At 32.7% G+C, this 15,396-nt stretch carries 14 protein-coding genes; 1 reads left to right on the top strand and 13 read right to left on the bottom strand.

What is annotated here, in order from left to right:
• Nucleotides 1-55: 55 nt before the first annotated feature.
• Together greA and mltG are read right to left on the bottom strand one after the other, a co-directional pair.
• Entirely contained in the window at nt 56-535 is a 480-nt protein-coding gene (gene greA, locus HZ311_RS12455; protein ID WP_010735922.1) for a transcription elongation factor GreA, read from the bottom strand.
• Between the two features lie 139 nt (nt 536-674).
• A complete protein-coding gene (gene mltG, locus HZ311_RS12450; protein ID WP_010735923.1) occupies nt 675-1,850 on the bottom strand; it encodes an endolytic transglycosylase MltG in 1,176 nt (391 codons plus the stop codon).
• Between the two features lie 216 nt (nt 1,851-2,066).
• Between mltG and HZ311_RS12445 the strand changes: the two genes are divergently transcribed.
• Nucleotides 2,067-3,221 (top strand): serine hydrolase domain-containing protein, encoded by a 1,155-nt coding sequence (locus tag HZ311_RS12445; RefSeq protein WP_023519383.1) that lies wholly within the window; start codon nt 2,067-2,069, stop codon nt 3,219-3,221.
• A 111-nt stretch (nt 3,222-3,332) separates the two neighbouring features.
• Here the strand turns inward: HZ311_RS12445 and HZ311_RS12440 are convergent, their stop codons facing one another.
• The 11 genes from HZ311_RS12440 to HZ311_RS12390 form a co-directional block, all read right to left on the bottom strand.
• Nucleotides 3,333-4,292 (bottom strand): NAD-dependent epimerase/dehydratase family protein, encoded by a 960-nt coding sequence (locus HZ311_RS12440; RefSeq protein WP_023519382.1) that lies wholly within the window; start codon nt 4,290-4,292, stop codon nt 3,333-3,335.
• Nucleotides 4,293-4,494: 202 nt separating this feature from the next.
• Nucleotides 4,495-5,919: a lipopolysaccharide biosynthesis protein gene (locus tag HZ311_RS12435; protein ID WP_023519381.1), complete on the bottom strand. Its 1,425-nt coding sequence runs from the start codon at nt 5,917-5,919 to the stop codon at nt 4,495-4,497.
• 10 nt (nt 5,920-5,929) lie between these two features.
• Nucleotides 5,930-6,901: a glycosyltransferase gene (locus HZ311_RS12430; protein ID WP_137072087.1), complete on the bottom strand. Its 972-nt coding sequence runs from the start codon at nt 6,899-6,901 to the stop codon at nt 5,930-5,932.
• A gap of 111 nt (nt 6,902-7,012) precedes the next feature.
• Nucleotides 7,013-7,837, bottom strand: coding sequence for a LicD family protein (locus HZ311_RS12425; RefSeq protein WP_023519378.1), 825 nt, complete (start codon nt 7,835-7,837; stop codon nt 7,013-7,015).
• 34 nt (nt 7,838-7,871) lie between these two features.
• Complete coding sequence (locus tag HZ311_RS12420) at nt 7,872-9,302, bottom strand: O-antigen ligase family protein (RefSeq protein WP_023519377.1); 1,431 nt, start codon at nt 9,300-9,302, stop codon at nt 7,872-7,874.
• 56 nt (nt 9,303-9,358) lie between these two features.
• The gene (locus HZ311_RS12415) at nt 9,359-10,333 is read right to left on the bottom strand and encodes a glycosyltransferase family 2 protein (protein WP_023519376.1); all 975 of its coding nucleotides are present in this window, start codon (nt 10,331-10,333) and stop codon (nt 9,359-9,361) included.
• On the bottom strand, nt 10,334-11,395 hold the full coding sequence (locus HZ311_RS12410; protein ID WP_023519375.1) for an NAD-dependent epimerase/dehydratase family protein: 1,062 nt from the start codon (nt 11,393-11,395) through the stop codon (nt 10,334-10,336).
• Nucleotides 11,396-11,398: 3 nt separating this feature from the next.
• Entirely contained in the window at nt 11,399-12,100 is a 702-nt protein-coding gene (locus HZ311_RS12405) for an IspD/TarI family cytidylyltransferase (protein WP_023519374.1), read from the bottom strand.
• Complete coding sequence (locus HZ311_RS12400) at nt 12,097-12,951, bottom strand: LicD family protein (protein WP_080674323.1); 855 nt, start codon at nt 12,949-12,951, stop codon at nt 12,097-12,099. Before HZ311_RS12400 ends, HZ311_RS12405 begins: the two co-directional genes overlap by 4 nt.
• 33 nt (nt 12,952-12,984) lie before the next feature.
• On the bottom strand, nt 12,985-13,809 hold the full coding sequence (locus HZ311_RS12395) for a glycosyltransferase (RefSeq protein ID WP_023519372.1): 825 nt from the start codon (nt 13,807-13,809) through the stop codon (nt 12,985-12,987).
• A gap of 29 nt (nt 13,810-13,838) precedes the next feature.
• The gene (locus HZ311_RS12390; RefSeq protein ID WP_137072083.1) at nt 13,839-15,230 is read right to left on the bottom strand and encodes a sugar transferase; all 1,392 of its coding nucleotides are present in this window, start codon (nt 15,228-15,230) and stop codon (nt 13,839-13,841) included.
• Nucleotides 15,231-15,396 lie beyond the last annotated feature (166 nt).

Here is a 15,396-nt window from a genome sequence, read left to right as displayed (position 1 = left end):
CAGACCTTTTTGTATAGACAAACCAATAATTGATTATCTGTGTCTAAATTTCAACTTATGCTTGCGCAACCTTGACGATTTTTACTTGCATATCGCCACCAGGTGTTGAAATTGTTACTTCATCATTTTTATATTTGCCAATCAAAGCTTGTGCAATCGGTGAATCATTTGAGATTTTTCCTGAGAAAGGATCTGCCTCAGCACTTCCCACGATCGTATACTCTTCTTCTTCACCATCTGGTAACTCAATGAACGTCACTGTTTTACCAATAGATACTTCATCCGAATCAACGCCATCATTGTCAATGATCTGTGCAAAACGGATCATATTCTCGATTGTCGTGATACGTCCTTCTACGAAAGCTTGTTCATCTTTAGCTGCCTCATATTCTGAGTTCTCAGATAAATCACCAAAGCCACGGGCAATTTTGATTCGTTCAATGATTTCTCCCCGTTTAACTGTTTTTAATTCTTCTAATTCTTGCTCTAACTTCGCTTTTCCTTCAAGCGTCATAGGATATACTTTTTCTACCATGTATAACTCTTCTCCTTTTTCTATGGAATACCGCAAAAGGTAATCTTTTACGGACTACAGTCCAAAAAAGATTACCATGCTTTTTCTAAAATGTAAATGTTTTTCTAAAAATAAATAAAGTTACAGCCAGCGCTCAATTTTAATTATTTACGTATTTTTGTACTAATTCCATATGCTCTTCATATGTTTTTGCAAAATAAACCTCACCTGTAGAGATATCTGCGACAAAATAATAATAATCATTCTCTGCTGGTTCAACAACAGCTTGGATAGCTGCTTCACTCGGGCTATTGAACGGTCCTGGACCATATCCCTTATTTGTATAAAGATTATATGGTGAATCGACTGCCGTATCTTCATAAGAGACAAATTCTTTGTGTTCATCTAACGCATATAAAATAGAAATATCTGATTGTAATGGCATCCCTATGTCAATCCGATTATAGAAAACTCTGGCAATATTTTTACGATCTGATTCAGATACCCCTTCTTTTTCGATCAATGAAGCAAGTGTCATGATTTCTTGAACCGTATGATTTTGCTGCTTGATCGTTGAGAAGTATGGTTGTAACACGGTATTCGTTTTATCGACCATCTGAATGATCAGATCTTTGAGTGACATATCTTTATAGTAATCATAAGTCGCTGGGAATAAGTAACCTTCTAAGCGATACTTGGTGTTTTCTGCCTTAGCTGCACTTTCTAATAAATCAGGATATTTTTGGGTCAATTCCGTGAAAAAGGCTTCGTTTTTTAGTAGATCTAAAAATTCCTGTTTATCTTTCCCAGTGATTTTTGCTACTCGTTCTGCAATCTGCTCTGCATCAAATCCCTCTGGTATCGTGATCTTCCCATCTGCCACTTCTGTAGGTTCTGAGGTTCCACCTTCTTGGAGCTCTTTACCGATTTCATCTAACGTCATGTTAGGGGCTAATTGGTAGAAGCCAGCCTGAAAGCCAGTCATATTTTTAAATTTTGTATAATAATTAAATACGATACCGCTCTTGATGATATGGTCTTGTTCTAAAATCTCTCCGATTTGCTTATTTGAAGAACCACTAGGGATTTCGATTGAAACCAATTGTTCATTCTCTGGGTCTAAAGGTTTTAAGCCACTATCAATATAGCGATAGACCGTAAAACCAAATACACATCCAATAATTAGCAACGTAAGCGCAATCACTAAAATAATTTTTCCTACGATTTTATCTTCTTTTTTACGTAGGTCTTTTCGCTTACTGACTACATCTGTCGAATCAGTTGCATTCTTTTGTCGTCGTCTCTTCTCATCTGGATGTTGTTTGTTTTCTGACAAAACAACTCCTCCTTACTATCAACTTCATAACTTTATTCATTATACATGAAATTCAGGCGGAGGTGAATTATTTTTAACAATTCTTATGTCAAAATTGTAAGTAGTAAATCGATTATCTTCGGCTTAAAATAGAAAATAAAATGATTCTTATTTACTAAATAACAATAATCTGCTTATTTAAATCACTAAGCTCTTTGACAGGAAGGATTGATGTACATGAACACAAGGAAACATTTAAGAAGAAAACAAGCTTCCCATTTTTCTTTTTCTCAAAAAATCTGCTTATTCATTTTAGTCGTCACTATTGGGATTATCACTTGGGCTACCTATGAAATGGCCCAGTCAAGAGTATCCGCCTCGATTCAAGTGGCAAACGATTCCCTAGATTTGACCAAAGATGAACAGGTCCTTGCCGATCAAATCGACCAATTATTACAAAAAAATGATTATGTCGGATCTGTCTATATTCGTAAAAACAATCGAGTGATCCTTGAAAAGGGCTACGGATACGCTAACGAAGAAGCACAGCAACCAAATACTCCATCTTTGTATTATCAAATTGGCTCGATCCAAAAAGCAATGACTGCACTACTGATTCTAAAACAAGTTGATATAGGGAAACTTTCTCTAGATACAAAACTGGATAAATTTTATCCCCAAATCAACGGTAGCAATAAAATCACGATCAAAGACTTATTATATATGCGATCAGGATTGAAAAAAACAGCTTCTCCGACCGTACCGATGAATGACCAAGAGGTGATCCAGTTTGCCCTAGACCATCTCGAATATACCAATGATCAAAGTTACAAATATGAACCATTGAATTTCACGTTACTAACAGGTATTTTAATGAAATTAACTCATCAGCCATACGAAAAGTTGGTGTATGACCAAATCATCACTCCTTTACAATTAAAACAGACGACCTTCTATGACCAAGTCAAAAACACTTCAGAACACGCAGTCTCTTATCAAATGAGTCCAGACGATGATTATCATCAAGCTTTGACTGAATCTGAAACAGATATACGTAATGAATTAGGAACTGGAAATATCAGTATGTCCGTCTATGACTTGAATGAATTTTTTACAAAAGTATTAAAAGGAAAATTGATTCCACAAGATTTACTTTTTTCTCTTTGGGGAAAGAATTTGAATGGACGTCCATATAACGGCGGGGTCTACAGTGGGAGAGATACCATATTTGCTCAAGGAAACATCAATCGTTTCCATGCGGTATTAGCAATGAAAAAAGATACCTCTGATGCAGTTGTATTAGAAAGTAATATCCAAGCCGATAAAAAATATAAAACAACAGCCACCGATCTTAGAGATCAGATTTATAAATTGATGGGAAATGATGAATAAGCAATTTGCTTACCTGTCATCTGTGATAATTGAATAAGAATGAAGAAAACCTTGTATAAGCAATTTGGCTTGATACAAGGTTTTCTCAGTTGTTCCCTAGATATAGAAATTTTATGATTTTGTCATATTTATTTCTGTTGCTAAATATTTTCTCATGCCATCTAGTATGCTATGTTTAGGTTGGTAACCAAGGGTTGAAAGCTTAGTGATATCAGCTAAAGAGTCATGGATATCTCCTGCTCTCTCCTCTTGATAATCTAACAGTAATTCAACTTCAAGAATCTGATTGATTGTCTGGATCAACTCAAGTAAAGTTGTACTGTTTCCCGTTCCAACATTGAATTGTTGCCCTAATGCTTTTTCTTCTTTTGAAACAAGTAATAAAGCTTGCACAACATCTTCGACATAGACAAAATCTCTTGATTGACTCCCATCGCCGAATAAAGTAAATGACGCTTTTTCACCAGCAAGTTGCTTTTTATAGCGATCCACTAAAATCGAGATCACCCCACTATATGGCGAATTTGGATTTTGATTTGGACCGTATACGTTGAAGAAACGTACCGCAGTTCCTGGCACATCATACAAATGGCAATAATCAAGTACATATTGTTCAGCGGCAAATTTATCAATAGCATAAGGCGTCAACGGTCGAATAACTGACTCTTCTTTTTTAGGTAGTGTTGGTTCATCTCCATAAACAGCTGCAGAAGAGCTAAATACAATACGCTTTAAATTTGGCTGATACTTACGAATCAACTCAAGTAACATCAAGACACTATCAAAATTCACTCGATGAGTTTCCAACGGCCGTTCAACGGAATCAGCAACACTAGCTATAGCAGCTAAATGAAAGATATAGTCAAACTGGTGATTGTTCAATAGCTCTTCCATTACTTTTTCATCAGCTACATCCCCCTCAACGAAGACAATGTTTTTGGTAGAATCAAGATTTTCTTTATTTCCCATAGATAGATCGTCAATAACGACCACTTTATTAGTTTCACTCAAATGATTGGCTAATGTAGAACCGATAAAGCCGGCTCCACCTGTAATAAGAATATTACTCACTTTATTCACTCCGTTTACTATTTTTTCTGAAATGATTATTCTAAGTTTAACATGTTTACCACAAGAAAACTATATATGAAAGATTCTACAATGAAAAACAACCTAAGCATATTTCTGCTTAGATTGCTTTTTGATTTAATCTTATTTCTATTTACTCCGTCAAAATCGTTGCTTCAGATACCGGATTTGACTTCATAGCACCTTATGATTTTTTGATCAATAATCTCAAGTTCTTTGAATCTTTCAAAAAACTTTTATGAATGATCACTAGATAAACCATGTAAACACCAAAGTAAGTAATCATGCTTAAGATAGTTCCGCCAAACCAAATATTACTAAAAATAAATAATATTGTAACCACAGACTCTAGAAAAATTTTACTACTTATTTTAATATCCATTACTCGACAAAGAAAATACTCTGCTAAATTACAACGAAACGCTAAGCTTAGTAAAATGATTCCTACTGTTAGGTTCAGATTACCGATTGTATATATGACGATAAGAGACAGAATTAACGATAAACTTAAGGTAAGAACATTAACCATTAAGATCATTTTTTCTTTACGTAACGTTTTTAGATACGTATTTATCAATAAAGACATACGTCCTTCATAAATGACAATAGGAAACAATATTCCCATAAAGTTCAAACTCTCTTTATATTCAGGTAACCACATTCCTAAAAGAATTTTCGCTGGGATATAGAACAGTAATATAGCATATGTTAGAGGAACAAAAACCCCTCGTAACGTACGAAATAATGATGGTAATTTTGCTTGATTCGTTCTCCTCAATAAAGGAAACATCACAATGCCTATGGCATTTATAAACGTTAAAAACATATTTGAAATACTAAGCGTAAATGACAATTTACCAAATGTTTCAATAGACCATTTCTGCTGTACAAAGAAGCGAATCGTTCCCATGATCAGCATACTAGCAATACTACTTAGCATCAATTTACTACCAATGTTGATATTATCTAGTATCTCAGGTACTAACTCTTTGAGTGAAATCAGCTTGACAGAAAGCATATCTTTGATTCTTGTCATTCCCCATATGGTTATGATCAATTTAGATAAAATATCCATAATGATCAACCAGTAAAAATCTCGACCACCAAGTGCAAAATATATACCTATAAAAATGACATATAGATAGCGATCATTTCTAGATAATTGAGCGTACTCTTTGATTCGATTGGTTGACTGAAAAATATAGAGAATAAATGTTTTTGTGATCGTGACAACTGAAACCAGTGCTGTCAGCATCAAGATGATAGCTTGGTATTCTCTTGGCATAAAGAAGTATGCCCACACAACAGCTAAACTAGAAATGAATACCTCAAACATCATTAAGTACCAAAATTGAGACCCTAATGACCGCTTATCGATATTATGATACTCTTCACCACCAGTTTTTAAATATATACCATCTATCCATCCCAAATGTAAAAAACCTACATAAGAAGAATAGAAAACGTAAAGTTGCCAATAACTATATTCTGTTATTCCTAGTAACTTGGGGACAAATAAGTTAAGAAGAACAGAAATCCCCAACGTAGCAAAATTAGCTGCTACTGTATAGTAGAGATTTTTTATTACGGCTTTTGCTTTGTTGTTCATCCCAATATCCTCACTTTCTCCACTTATGCTTCATAAGATGATAGATATCAGTACCATAATAAAATTTATGTTTATACTTAAAGAAAGACATTACTAAAGGAGCTATTTTTTCTTTTTCTAACAAGGTATTACGCATTTGTAACTCTGTAATCAAATTATTAATTGTTCGATATTTGTTTTCATAATCATTCACTTCTTCTATATTAGCTAGATAGTTTCCCGCTGCATTTGCTCGTTGCAATCTTCTGTTTAGTGTCTTCAAACGTTTGTCATATTCACTGTCTTTACTTGATTGATCAATTTCTTTTTTAAAAGAACTTTGCCCATGTTTCCTCCATTGGATCAATGGTTTTCTCATGAGATACAAGCCATTGCTTAAGACAGCACTTCCCCACATTGCCATATCATGAACGGGATTTTCCATATCCGATGCATATAAATTTACGTTTTCTATAAATTTTTTACGTATAGCGTAAACACAACCAGGACGTCTTAAGAAGAGATTATTTTCATTAAAGATCACATGTTCAATTGTACTTTTATCTTTTTTTTTGGTGTCAATGCGCTTAAGTTCTTCCTTTAAACCCCCAGGTTCAATAAGTTCTTGATAATCCGAGACTAACACTTGTACATTTGAATCATAAAATGCCTGACTCATTTCTTCAATCTTAGTAGACATCCATATATCATCTTGATCACAAGTAAATACGATTTCGTTACTGGCCTCATTGAGTAAGCCAAAGAAGTTTTTCCGCCATCCTATGTTCTGTTTATTTATTTTTAGATGCCAAGTAGTTGTAAGGTTGTTTTCATCTATAAAATGACGAATGAGCTCAGGGGTCGTGTCGGTGGAACAATCATCCCAGATCAAAACTTCATCTAACTTTTTTGTTTGATTTTTTATAGAATTTAACTGTTCCAAAATATTTTTTTCACCATTATATGTAGCCATTACAACGGTCGTTCTTAATTGTTGAGACATTGAATTCACTCTTTCTACTAAAAAATATTTCATAAGAAAAGACACTCTTTCCTTATGAAATTATATTTTTATTTTTATTCAAAATAAGTATCTTTATTTAGATGTCAGTAATTACCTCTCGAAAAAATCGTATGGATGATGTGTTATTCTTTCATTTTCAGGAGGCATTGTCATATAATCTTCATATCGAAGATGTAAAAAATCTTTTCTATTCTTGATTGCCATCACTGTATAACCTTCAAATTCTACATCCTCATACTCCAGAAACCAATCTGTAGGAAAAACTCCCCAATTCATATGGATCCATTCGATATAACCACACGTACTAGTTTCGCCGAATCTAATACTTTGTGCTATTTCTTGATACTTCTCCCTCCAGTAACCATCATCTCCTTCTTTTAATAACTTATGATGATAGGGATAGCGAAGAAAAAGCTTTCCTATAGCTTTTATTAAGTTAAAACTTCTAGCATAACAGAGACCTAAAGTATCCATTAAATTTAATCGATAGCTTTCAGTAATTTTTCTTAGTTCCAGACGTTCATTAATTGTTTCAGGAATACCATCTATAGGAAAAATATCAACAAAAACTCCTAAATCAGGGTCCTCTCCGCCAAAATATTGTTTCGATTTTGCCACTGTATTAGAATCAACTAATTTTGCGAATGGATAGCGATAATGTGCTCTTGTTTCAAACGACAGTAATGTATATTTCGTATCTTCTTTTAAAATATGCATCAAAGTATTATAATCACTTCTTGGCATGACAATATCGATGTCATCATCCCATGGTATAAATCCTTTATGTCGTTCTACTCCAATTAAACTACCATAAAAAATACTATATTTTAAATTATTTTTTCTACATATTTTGTCAATATAAATTAGTATATCGACAGCTTTTTTCTGAACTTCAGACATGGTTAACTTTTTCATATTGATTTCTCCCATATTGTACTAGTCCGTAATTTTAATTTGTCTTTATTTTATGTTCTTGGTCAAATTCGTATTGAAGTTTTCCAAAATAAAGCCAGAAAATAAATGTAGCTGAACGTCTAGTCAGGACTATTTCAGTAATTAATAAACTTGAGACTAATATAATTAATACAATTTGATTATTCATCAGAAAATTAATATAGTTATCTTTATTTGCAGCAAACAAGATAATCAGAGATTTCCAAATTTTTATAAAGATAAATACTGCAAAAACAACTGATCCTGTAATTCCAGTAGCCGCTAATAAATAAAAAATCGCGCTGTGTGGTGTTTGTCCAGTTTTAGCTATATAAGTGTTTGGGATCTTATCTTTAGCAAATGCTACGAATCCCCTAGGTGTAGTACCAAAAACAGGCGATTCTCTCATTAATTCTACTGCGCTTTCCCATAAATCAAAACGACTATTTGAAACATCATTACTCTCGACTACATCTGGTCTTTTTGCTGATAATGGTTTATCGGACACTTTTTTACTGCTAGTCTCTGCTTCAAAGTTGCTAACTAATTTTGGCGTAGATATCTCTATAGTATTAGCTACTTGAACATAACTATTTTTTATAACACCAATAGATGCAAAAGCAATACTTGAACAAATCAATGATACAAAAACAGCACTAGCTATTTTTGTAAAATTAGATTTATTATTTTTTGTTTGAATATACCAACATAAGAAAAACAATCCAAAAAAAGTAGCAACTGCTAATTGAATAGTACCAGACCTAGATCCAGATAGCGCAACATAACTCAGTTGTAAAAATAAAATACTAATAAATAATATTTTTTTCCATATATATGGTGTATTCCATAATTTTTTTAGCGTAATCACAGCACATACTAGAGAAACAGTACATGCATAATTTGGATCCACGAAAATACCGTAAAGTCTATTCTCATAAAACCCGATTCTCATACCATAATATAATGAATCTACAGGAACAGAAAAATTTACACGAGCAAAAAATAAATATAATCCAACTACAACTAGAATTGTCCAAGTGAAAATTAGTACTCTTTCAAAAGCATCAAATACTCTTTTATCATTCTTTCTTCCAACTTCAAATACACAGAAAAAAAAGATACATTGCCATATAATTAATTTTATATTTTCAGAGAATGCATAAGAATGATTAACAAAAGTAGTAATTAGTAATATTATTATAAATAATATAAGCCAATATTCAATCCTAATTTTTTCTTTCTGTAAAACTACAGGTAGAAAATAACTAATAAATAGAATACCAGAAAACAACGTAATCAATAATGTAAAAATTGAATCGATACTTGATGGTAAAGTTGAGTATACACTCACCATTCTAAAAATTAATACAAGCTCAAAAAAAACTATATAGGGAAGTGAAATTTTTTGTCCTATATTAGACAATCGATTAGAAAAATTAGTTAACATGTTATCCTCCATTAATAAAAAACAGCTTCATAAATATTTTAAACTATTATATATTTTCAATCTTTATTTTTGGTTAAGTGCTCTCTTCTTAATTTTACAGGTATTTCATAAAGATGGACACTTATCATTAATAAAATCATTGAAAATTTACGACTTTTCGTGAAAATTTTATTAGACATAATAAAGAAAAAATTATTTTTTAGATAATTTTTGATTTGATTTGTTTCTGGTATATTCAATTTGTTACCTAGAATTATTTTATCAAGCACTAAAAAATTAGCAAAGCATACACGTTGGTGGGCCGCTTCTTTAATAGCAGTACTTTTATCTTGAAGCTTAATTTCATTTTGTTCCCAAGCCTCAATGAAATCAAATTGTTTATCTGAAAAATTTTCTGTATTTATACTTCCTAATCGATGCACATAATAATATTTTTGAGTAGAATCAATTGCTACTTTTTTACAATTAGCTAATAAATCAACAATTATAAAGGAATCTTCATGATATTTTCCTACTGGATAACGTAGATTGTTAAACAACTCTTTTTTGTACAATTTATTTACTGCATGAACAGAAATAATGTTTCCTTGTAAAATAAGTAATAGTGCTTCATCAGAAGGCACTGTTTCTTTTATACGTGCTTTTTTTATTGGCACTTTCCCCTCATAAACATCATAAATACCACAAATAGATAAATCTGCATCTTCATGTACCATATTGTTATACAAAAGTTCATACATATCTGGTTCAATATAATCATCACTATCAATAAACCCTAAGTATCTACCCTGTGCACATTCAATCCCAGCATTTCTTGCGCTACTCAATCCACCATTTTCCTTATGGAGAACTCGCACCCGTTTATCCTTTTTTACATACTCATCGCATATTTTACCACTATCATCAAGAGAACCATCATCAACCAATATAAGTTCAAAATTTTTAAAGGTTTGATTTAAGATGGAATCTACACAATTTCTTAAATATTTTTCAACATTATATACTGGCACAATGATGCTAATCTCACACATTTATATTTCACCCTTAACTAATTCAACTGTGTGGCTTAATGCTTCTTCCAATGTAAACACCGTTGACCAACCACACGTTTTGATTTTTTCATTATCTAAAATAGCGGTATTGGCTTTAGAAAAACCTTTACTTTCAATTTCATCAGGCAATTGGAATTTTAGATTCTTCCCACTGATTTCAGCCAATTTCTTAGCAAGATCTTTGAGATACAAATCAAATTTCTCATCTGAGATATTATATGCTTCTCCACTCTCTCCGTGTAAAAGTAAGTGCAGAATTGCAGAGACAGCATCAGCAACATAGATATAAGAAAAATATTGATTTCCTTCACTTTTTAACACAATATCTTCTTGACGTACAGCATTTAAAATAAACTGAGAAGAAGCTTTTGTATCTGATAATAGCATAGTGGGACCAAATACACGACACAATCTTGGTATCACAATATCTAAAAGATGTTTAGCAATATATGCTTGGCAGAGAGATTCACTCACTCGTTTACCTTCAGGATATCCCGCTCTTAGTGTATTACAATCAATATAGCCACAGTAATCCTCAGTGAACTTTTCAACGTCTCCACGATTTTCTCCATAAATCTCCACAGTTGAAAGAAAAAGGACTCTAGTTGTTTTAGTAGCAACTGCATGTTTCAAGACCTGTTCGGTTCCTGCAAGGTTTGTCATGATTGTTCCGATAGGGTCAGTTGCATAAGCTTTTGGATGGGTATTGCTTGCTCCATGAATCACATAATCAGCTTTGACTGAAGAAGGAAAAGGTTGAGTGACATCACCTTCGATTATTTCAAAATTAGAATCATTAAGATACGATTGAAATCTCTTTTCTAACTTATTTCTATTTCTTCCCATCGCATAAACTTTAATATTAATCTTCAACTGATTATTTGCTAGCATCAACGTATCAACTAAAAAAGAGCCAATCATGCCTGAAGCTCCGATCATCAATAATGATTTTCCATCTAAGCTTTTCAATTTTTTGTTATTGTTGATCACTTTCAGCAAATCAGCTTTGTATATCGGATTATCAATTAAACCCACATTCATCACCTAGTCTTTCATTTTTAAATATGCTTTGAATAACTCTAAGTCATCTGTTGTAGTTAATTTAATGTTCTTATCAGAACCTGCAGCAAAGTACAATGTTTCGCCAAGATCGACCATCATTGTATTTGTATAAGAAGAATCTGTCATTCCAATGTTTTCTTTTATTGCTCGATTGTATGCAGCCAGTAGTTTTCCATATTGATACGCTTGCGGTGTTGAAACACGTCGCAGTGTGTTACGATCAACATATTGTTCAGTTGTTTCTTCTGTCTTTTTGATAAAAATTTGCTCATTATATGGAAGAGAAGTTACACCGTTCCCAAACTCCTTGCATTTCACGATGACATCCGATAAAACAAGTTCATCAACTAATGGACGAATCCCATCATGGATGATAATCGTATCTTCTTCATCAGAATGATCTTTTAAAAACTGTACACCATTATTGATTGATTCTTGTCCTTTTGATCCACCAGTAATTACCCACTCTACTTTACTGATATTGAATTCTTTGATGTAAGCCCACATGGTTTCTTCCCAGCCTGATTTACATACAACTAGAATACGGTCGATTTGTGGATGATGCTGAAATGATTCCAATGTGTAGATGATAATTGGTTTCCCTTCAATATTAATAAATTGTTTAGGAATATCTTGTCCCATACGTTTGCCAACTCCGCCGGCAATAATTATAGCTGTAATCATAATTTATTTTCTCCTTCAACTAAATAGTATTTGCCACGATACTGCTTATAACTATTATCTGGATCTATATAAACTGAATCATGAATGGTACATTGATTTTCTTTCGATGGTCTCTTCATGTAATCTCCGAATGCAGATCTTAAATATCTATCGTAACCTATTGGAACAGGCATTTCAGTATTTTCAAAAGTTAAGAATTGGGCTTGCTTAAAATCTTCTGCAAAATAAATATTCCCCATATATTTAGGTCCTACACACAGCTCAGTAATATAATCAGTAGGTTTATTGTTATATTTAGTCATTTGCTTTTCAGCAAATGACCAAATAGCATAACGAACTCTTGCTGATTTAAAAATAGTCAATAACGTTCGACTACCTAGTGCTAATATCCCTCCATGATTTTCCGGAACAACCTGTGAACAGAACAGAGCATAAACAAGAGCCCATGATTTTTGTATTTTTCTACTTAACGTTGAATCAGGAGCAACATCCAAAGGAAATATATCAATAGTTATCCCATGAACAATATCAAGGTCTTTTTGATAAGTCTTGATAAAGGTGGTGTTTTTGTCTCTTATCGTAGTAAAAGAATTGTGGTCATTATAGTTTCTTGAAGCCTTTTGTATAGGATAGTTTATTTGCTTTTCTGAATGGTACCAAAGCTCATAAAATTTTTCATAATCATCTCTTGGCATAAAGAAATCCAAATCGTCATCCCAAGGAATGAATCCTTTTTCCCTGACAGCACCTATTGCACCACCACCACAGAAATAACAAATAAGTTGATTTTCTTTACAAAAATCAACAATTTCTTGAGCCATTTTCAATGTAATTTGTTGTAATTTCTTCATTTTTGGATCTTTATTATACAAAGAAAACACTCCTTATTTTCTCAATTTGCTTTGATAGAATTTTCCTCTTAAACTATTTGGTAACAAGCTTACAAATATATGCACACTTGAAACAAACAAAAAGTCTTTCATCGTTCCGAGTCCATCTTTCCAAATATAAAATCTGCCTGTCAGTCCTGGAACTAAATATTTCAAACCACCACGTCTTGCATACATATCTTTCCCCGCTCTAGCATATACCAATGGTTCTTGGATATTATAACCTTTATATCCAGCCTTCAGTAATCTAACCCACAAGTAGTAATCTTCAAATCCAATCAAAGACTGATAATTTCCTACACTTAATACAGCTTCTTTATTATACATAACTGTCATATGATTAAATGGATTTCTTTTTCTTGAAAAATTACGTATTTCGTCATTTTTTTCTGGTACGATTCTTTTGCCAATTATGTTATCAAGATTCCCAACAAATTCGTTAATATTACTCCCTACTATTGCAACATCTGGATATTTTTCCAATACAGCAAACTGCTTTTCTAAGCGATCAGGTACCATTACATCATCTGTATCCATTCTTGCCACTATGTTATTTCTCACATGTTTTAGACCTTCAGCCAGTGCAATTCCTAATCCTTGATTTTCCTGTAGTTTGATTATTGTAATCGTATCAGGATAATTTTTTTGGAATTCAGAAACAATCGCTTCTAACTCGCTATTTATAGGTCCATCATATACTAAAACAATTTCATCAGGAAAGAGAGTCTGATTAAAAATACTACTCAATGCTTCTTTTAAATAATCAGGTTTTTCTTTATCGTACAAAGAAAGCAGAACACTTATATCTTTATTATTCAACAGTTTTCTCCTATTTTTCTACTTTTAGTTTAATTGTAAATTCTATCTTTAGGAAATGCTATTGCTTCTAATGAACTAGCATTTTCATCCTCTTCTAACCCTTGGGAAGACATTTTATCAAAAAGGATCTTGATCGTTTGCAATAAGATCTTTAGATCCATCATTAACGAATATTTTTTGATATACAACAAATCAAAGCGTAACTTGCTGTTATAGTCAGAAACATATTTCCCATATACTTGAGCATAGCCGGTGATGCCTGCACGGACATTATGTCTCAAATAATAATAAGGATTTTCTGCATTGAATTGATCCACAAAGAAAGGTCTTTCTGGGCGTGGACCGACGATCGACATATCGCCTTTTAACACATTAAAAATCTGTGGCAATTCATCAAAACGTACAGCACGGATAAATTTACCGACTGGTGTTACTCGAGCATCATTACTTTTCGCTAAGACAGGTCCTGATTTTGCTTCCGCTGTCGCTGTCATTGACCGGAATTTATAGATTGAAAATTCTTTTTGATTTTTAGTGATACGGACTTGTTTATAGATCACTGGTCCTGGTGAAGTCACTTTGACTAGTATTGCTGTAAGCAACATGAAAGGTGATGCAAGGATCAGTAAGATAAAGGAAATGATAATGTCGAATAAGCGTTTGAACAATTCATCTTCTGGTTGTATCTTGAAACCAGAAGCTTCAATGATACTTTCATCTTCAAAGTTCATAATGTTTGGATTGATCATTGTTAAATTCTCAAAAGTCGTATTCAAAAATAATTTTTTTTCCTTCTTAGTAACTAATTGATAAATCTTGATTTTTTCATTTTCTTCAATATGTGATGACAAGTAGACGATATCGATTGTATCGATCATCTTCTTGATGTTTTCATAATAGTTATCGATAACGACCGCTTCAACTTTATGTTTATTATTTTTTTTAGATTGGAAATTTTGGATTGCTGGAGCAACATCTTTTTCAAGTCCAACGATCACTACTTTCTTGTCTCTACTGACTTTCAAATATAATTTGTAGACCAAGATGCGGTATAAGCTCAGTAAAACTGTTCCTACTACCAAAGATAAAAGAATAACTGCCCGTGGAAAGGCAAACCATCTACCAGCGAAAGTCACCACCATTACACCTAAAGACATCAATACTTGCCCTATTACAGTCACAAATATAATGTCACTGATCATCCGATTATAGAAGACGTATGCCCCTAATAAAATATTCAAGACGATAAAGATGATAGATATAAACACTGCAGAATGTTGAAAGGTCTCAAAATTCCGTGTGGGAATTTCTCCTTGAAATTTCAATAAAAAACTTATATATATCGCTGCATTGTAAACTAAGACATCCAGCATGATAATGAATATCCGACGAGCAACATTCCATTCTCCATTTTTATTCATGTATACACTCCTAACCACAAAATAATACCTCTATCATCTTACCATAGCACACTTTAAAAACATAGTGAATAACCAAATTGTAACCTAAATTCAAAGTTTTTCACGACAGATTTATGTGCTTGATTCTGCTATAAAAATGGGGCATACAAAAATATACCTTAAGTAA

Source organism: Enterococcus mundtii, assembly GCF_013394305.1.
GTDB lineage: Bacteria > Bacillota > Bacilli > Lactobacillales > Enterococcaceae > Enterococcus_B > Enterococcus_B pernyi.
Note: the sequence above shows the minus strand (reverse complement) of the source record. Positions and strands in the feature narration are given on the sequence as shown.

Excerpts from the sequence above, each read along its gene's own strand:
- HZ311_RS12390 (WP_137072083.1), bottom strand. The coding sequence starts at position 15,230 with ATGAATAAAAATGGAGAATGGAATGTTGCTCGTCGGATATTCATTATC.
- HZ311_RS12445 (WP_023519383.1), top strand. The coding sequence starts at position 2,067 with ATGAACACAAGGAAACATTTAAGAAGAAAACAAGCTTCCCATTTTTCT.
- HZ311_RS12405 (WP_023519374.1), bottom strand. The coding sequence starts at position 12,100 with ATGATTACAGCTATAATTATTGCCGGCGGAGTTGGCAAACGTATGGGA.
- HZ311_RS12430 (WP_137072087.1), bottom strand. The coding sequence starts at position 6,901 with ATGTCTCAACAATTAAGAACGACCGTTGTAATGGCTACATATAATGGT.
- HZ311_RS12420 (WP_023519377.1), bottom strand. The coding sequence starts at position 9,302 with ATGTTAACTAATTTTTCTAATCGATTGTCTAATATAGGACAAAAAATT.
- HZ311_RS12425 (WP_023519378.1), bottom strand. The coding sequence starts at position 7,837 with ATGAAAAAGTTAACCATGTCTGAAGTTCAGAAAAAAGCTGTCGATATA.
- HZ311_RS12415 (WP_023519376.1), bottom strand. The coding sequence starts at position 10,333 with ATGTGTGAGATTAGCATCATTGTGCCAGTATATAATGTTGAAAAATAT.
- HZ311_RS12400 (WP_080674323.1), bottom strand. The coding sequence starts at position 12,951 with ATGAAGAAATTACAACAAATTACATTGAAAATGGCTCAAGAAATTGTT.
- HZ311_RS12435 (WP_023519381.1), bottom strand. The coding sequence starts at position 5,919 with ATGAACAACAAAGCAAAAGCCGTAATAAAAAATCTCTACTATACAGTA.
- HZ311_RS12410 (WP_023519375.1), bottom strand. The coding sequence starts at position 11,395 with ATGAATGTGGGTTTAATTGATAATCCGATATACAAAGCTGATTTGCTG.
- greA (WP_010735922.1), bottom strand. The coding sequence starts at position 535 with ATGGTAGAAAAAGTATATCCTATGACGCTTGAAGGAAAAGCGAAGTTA.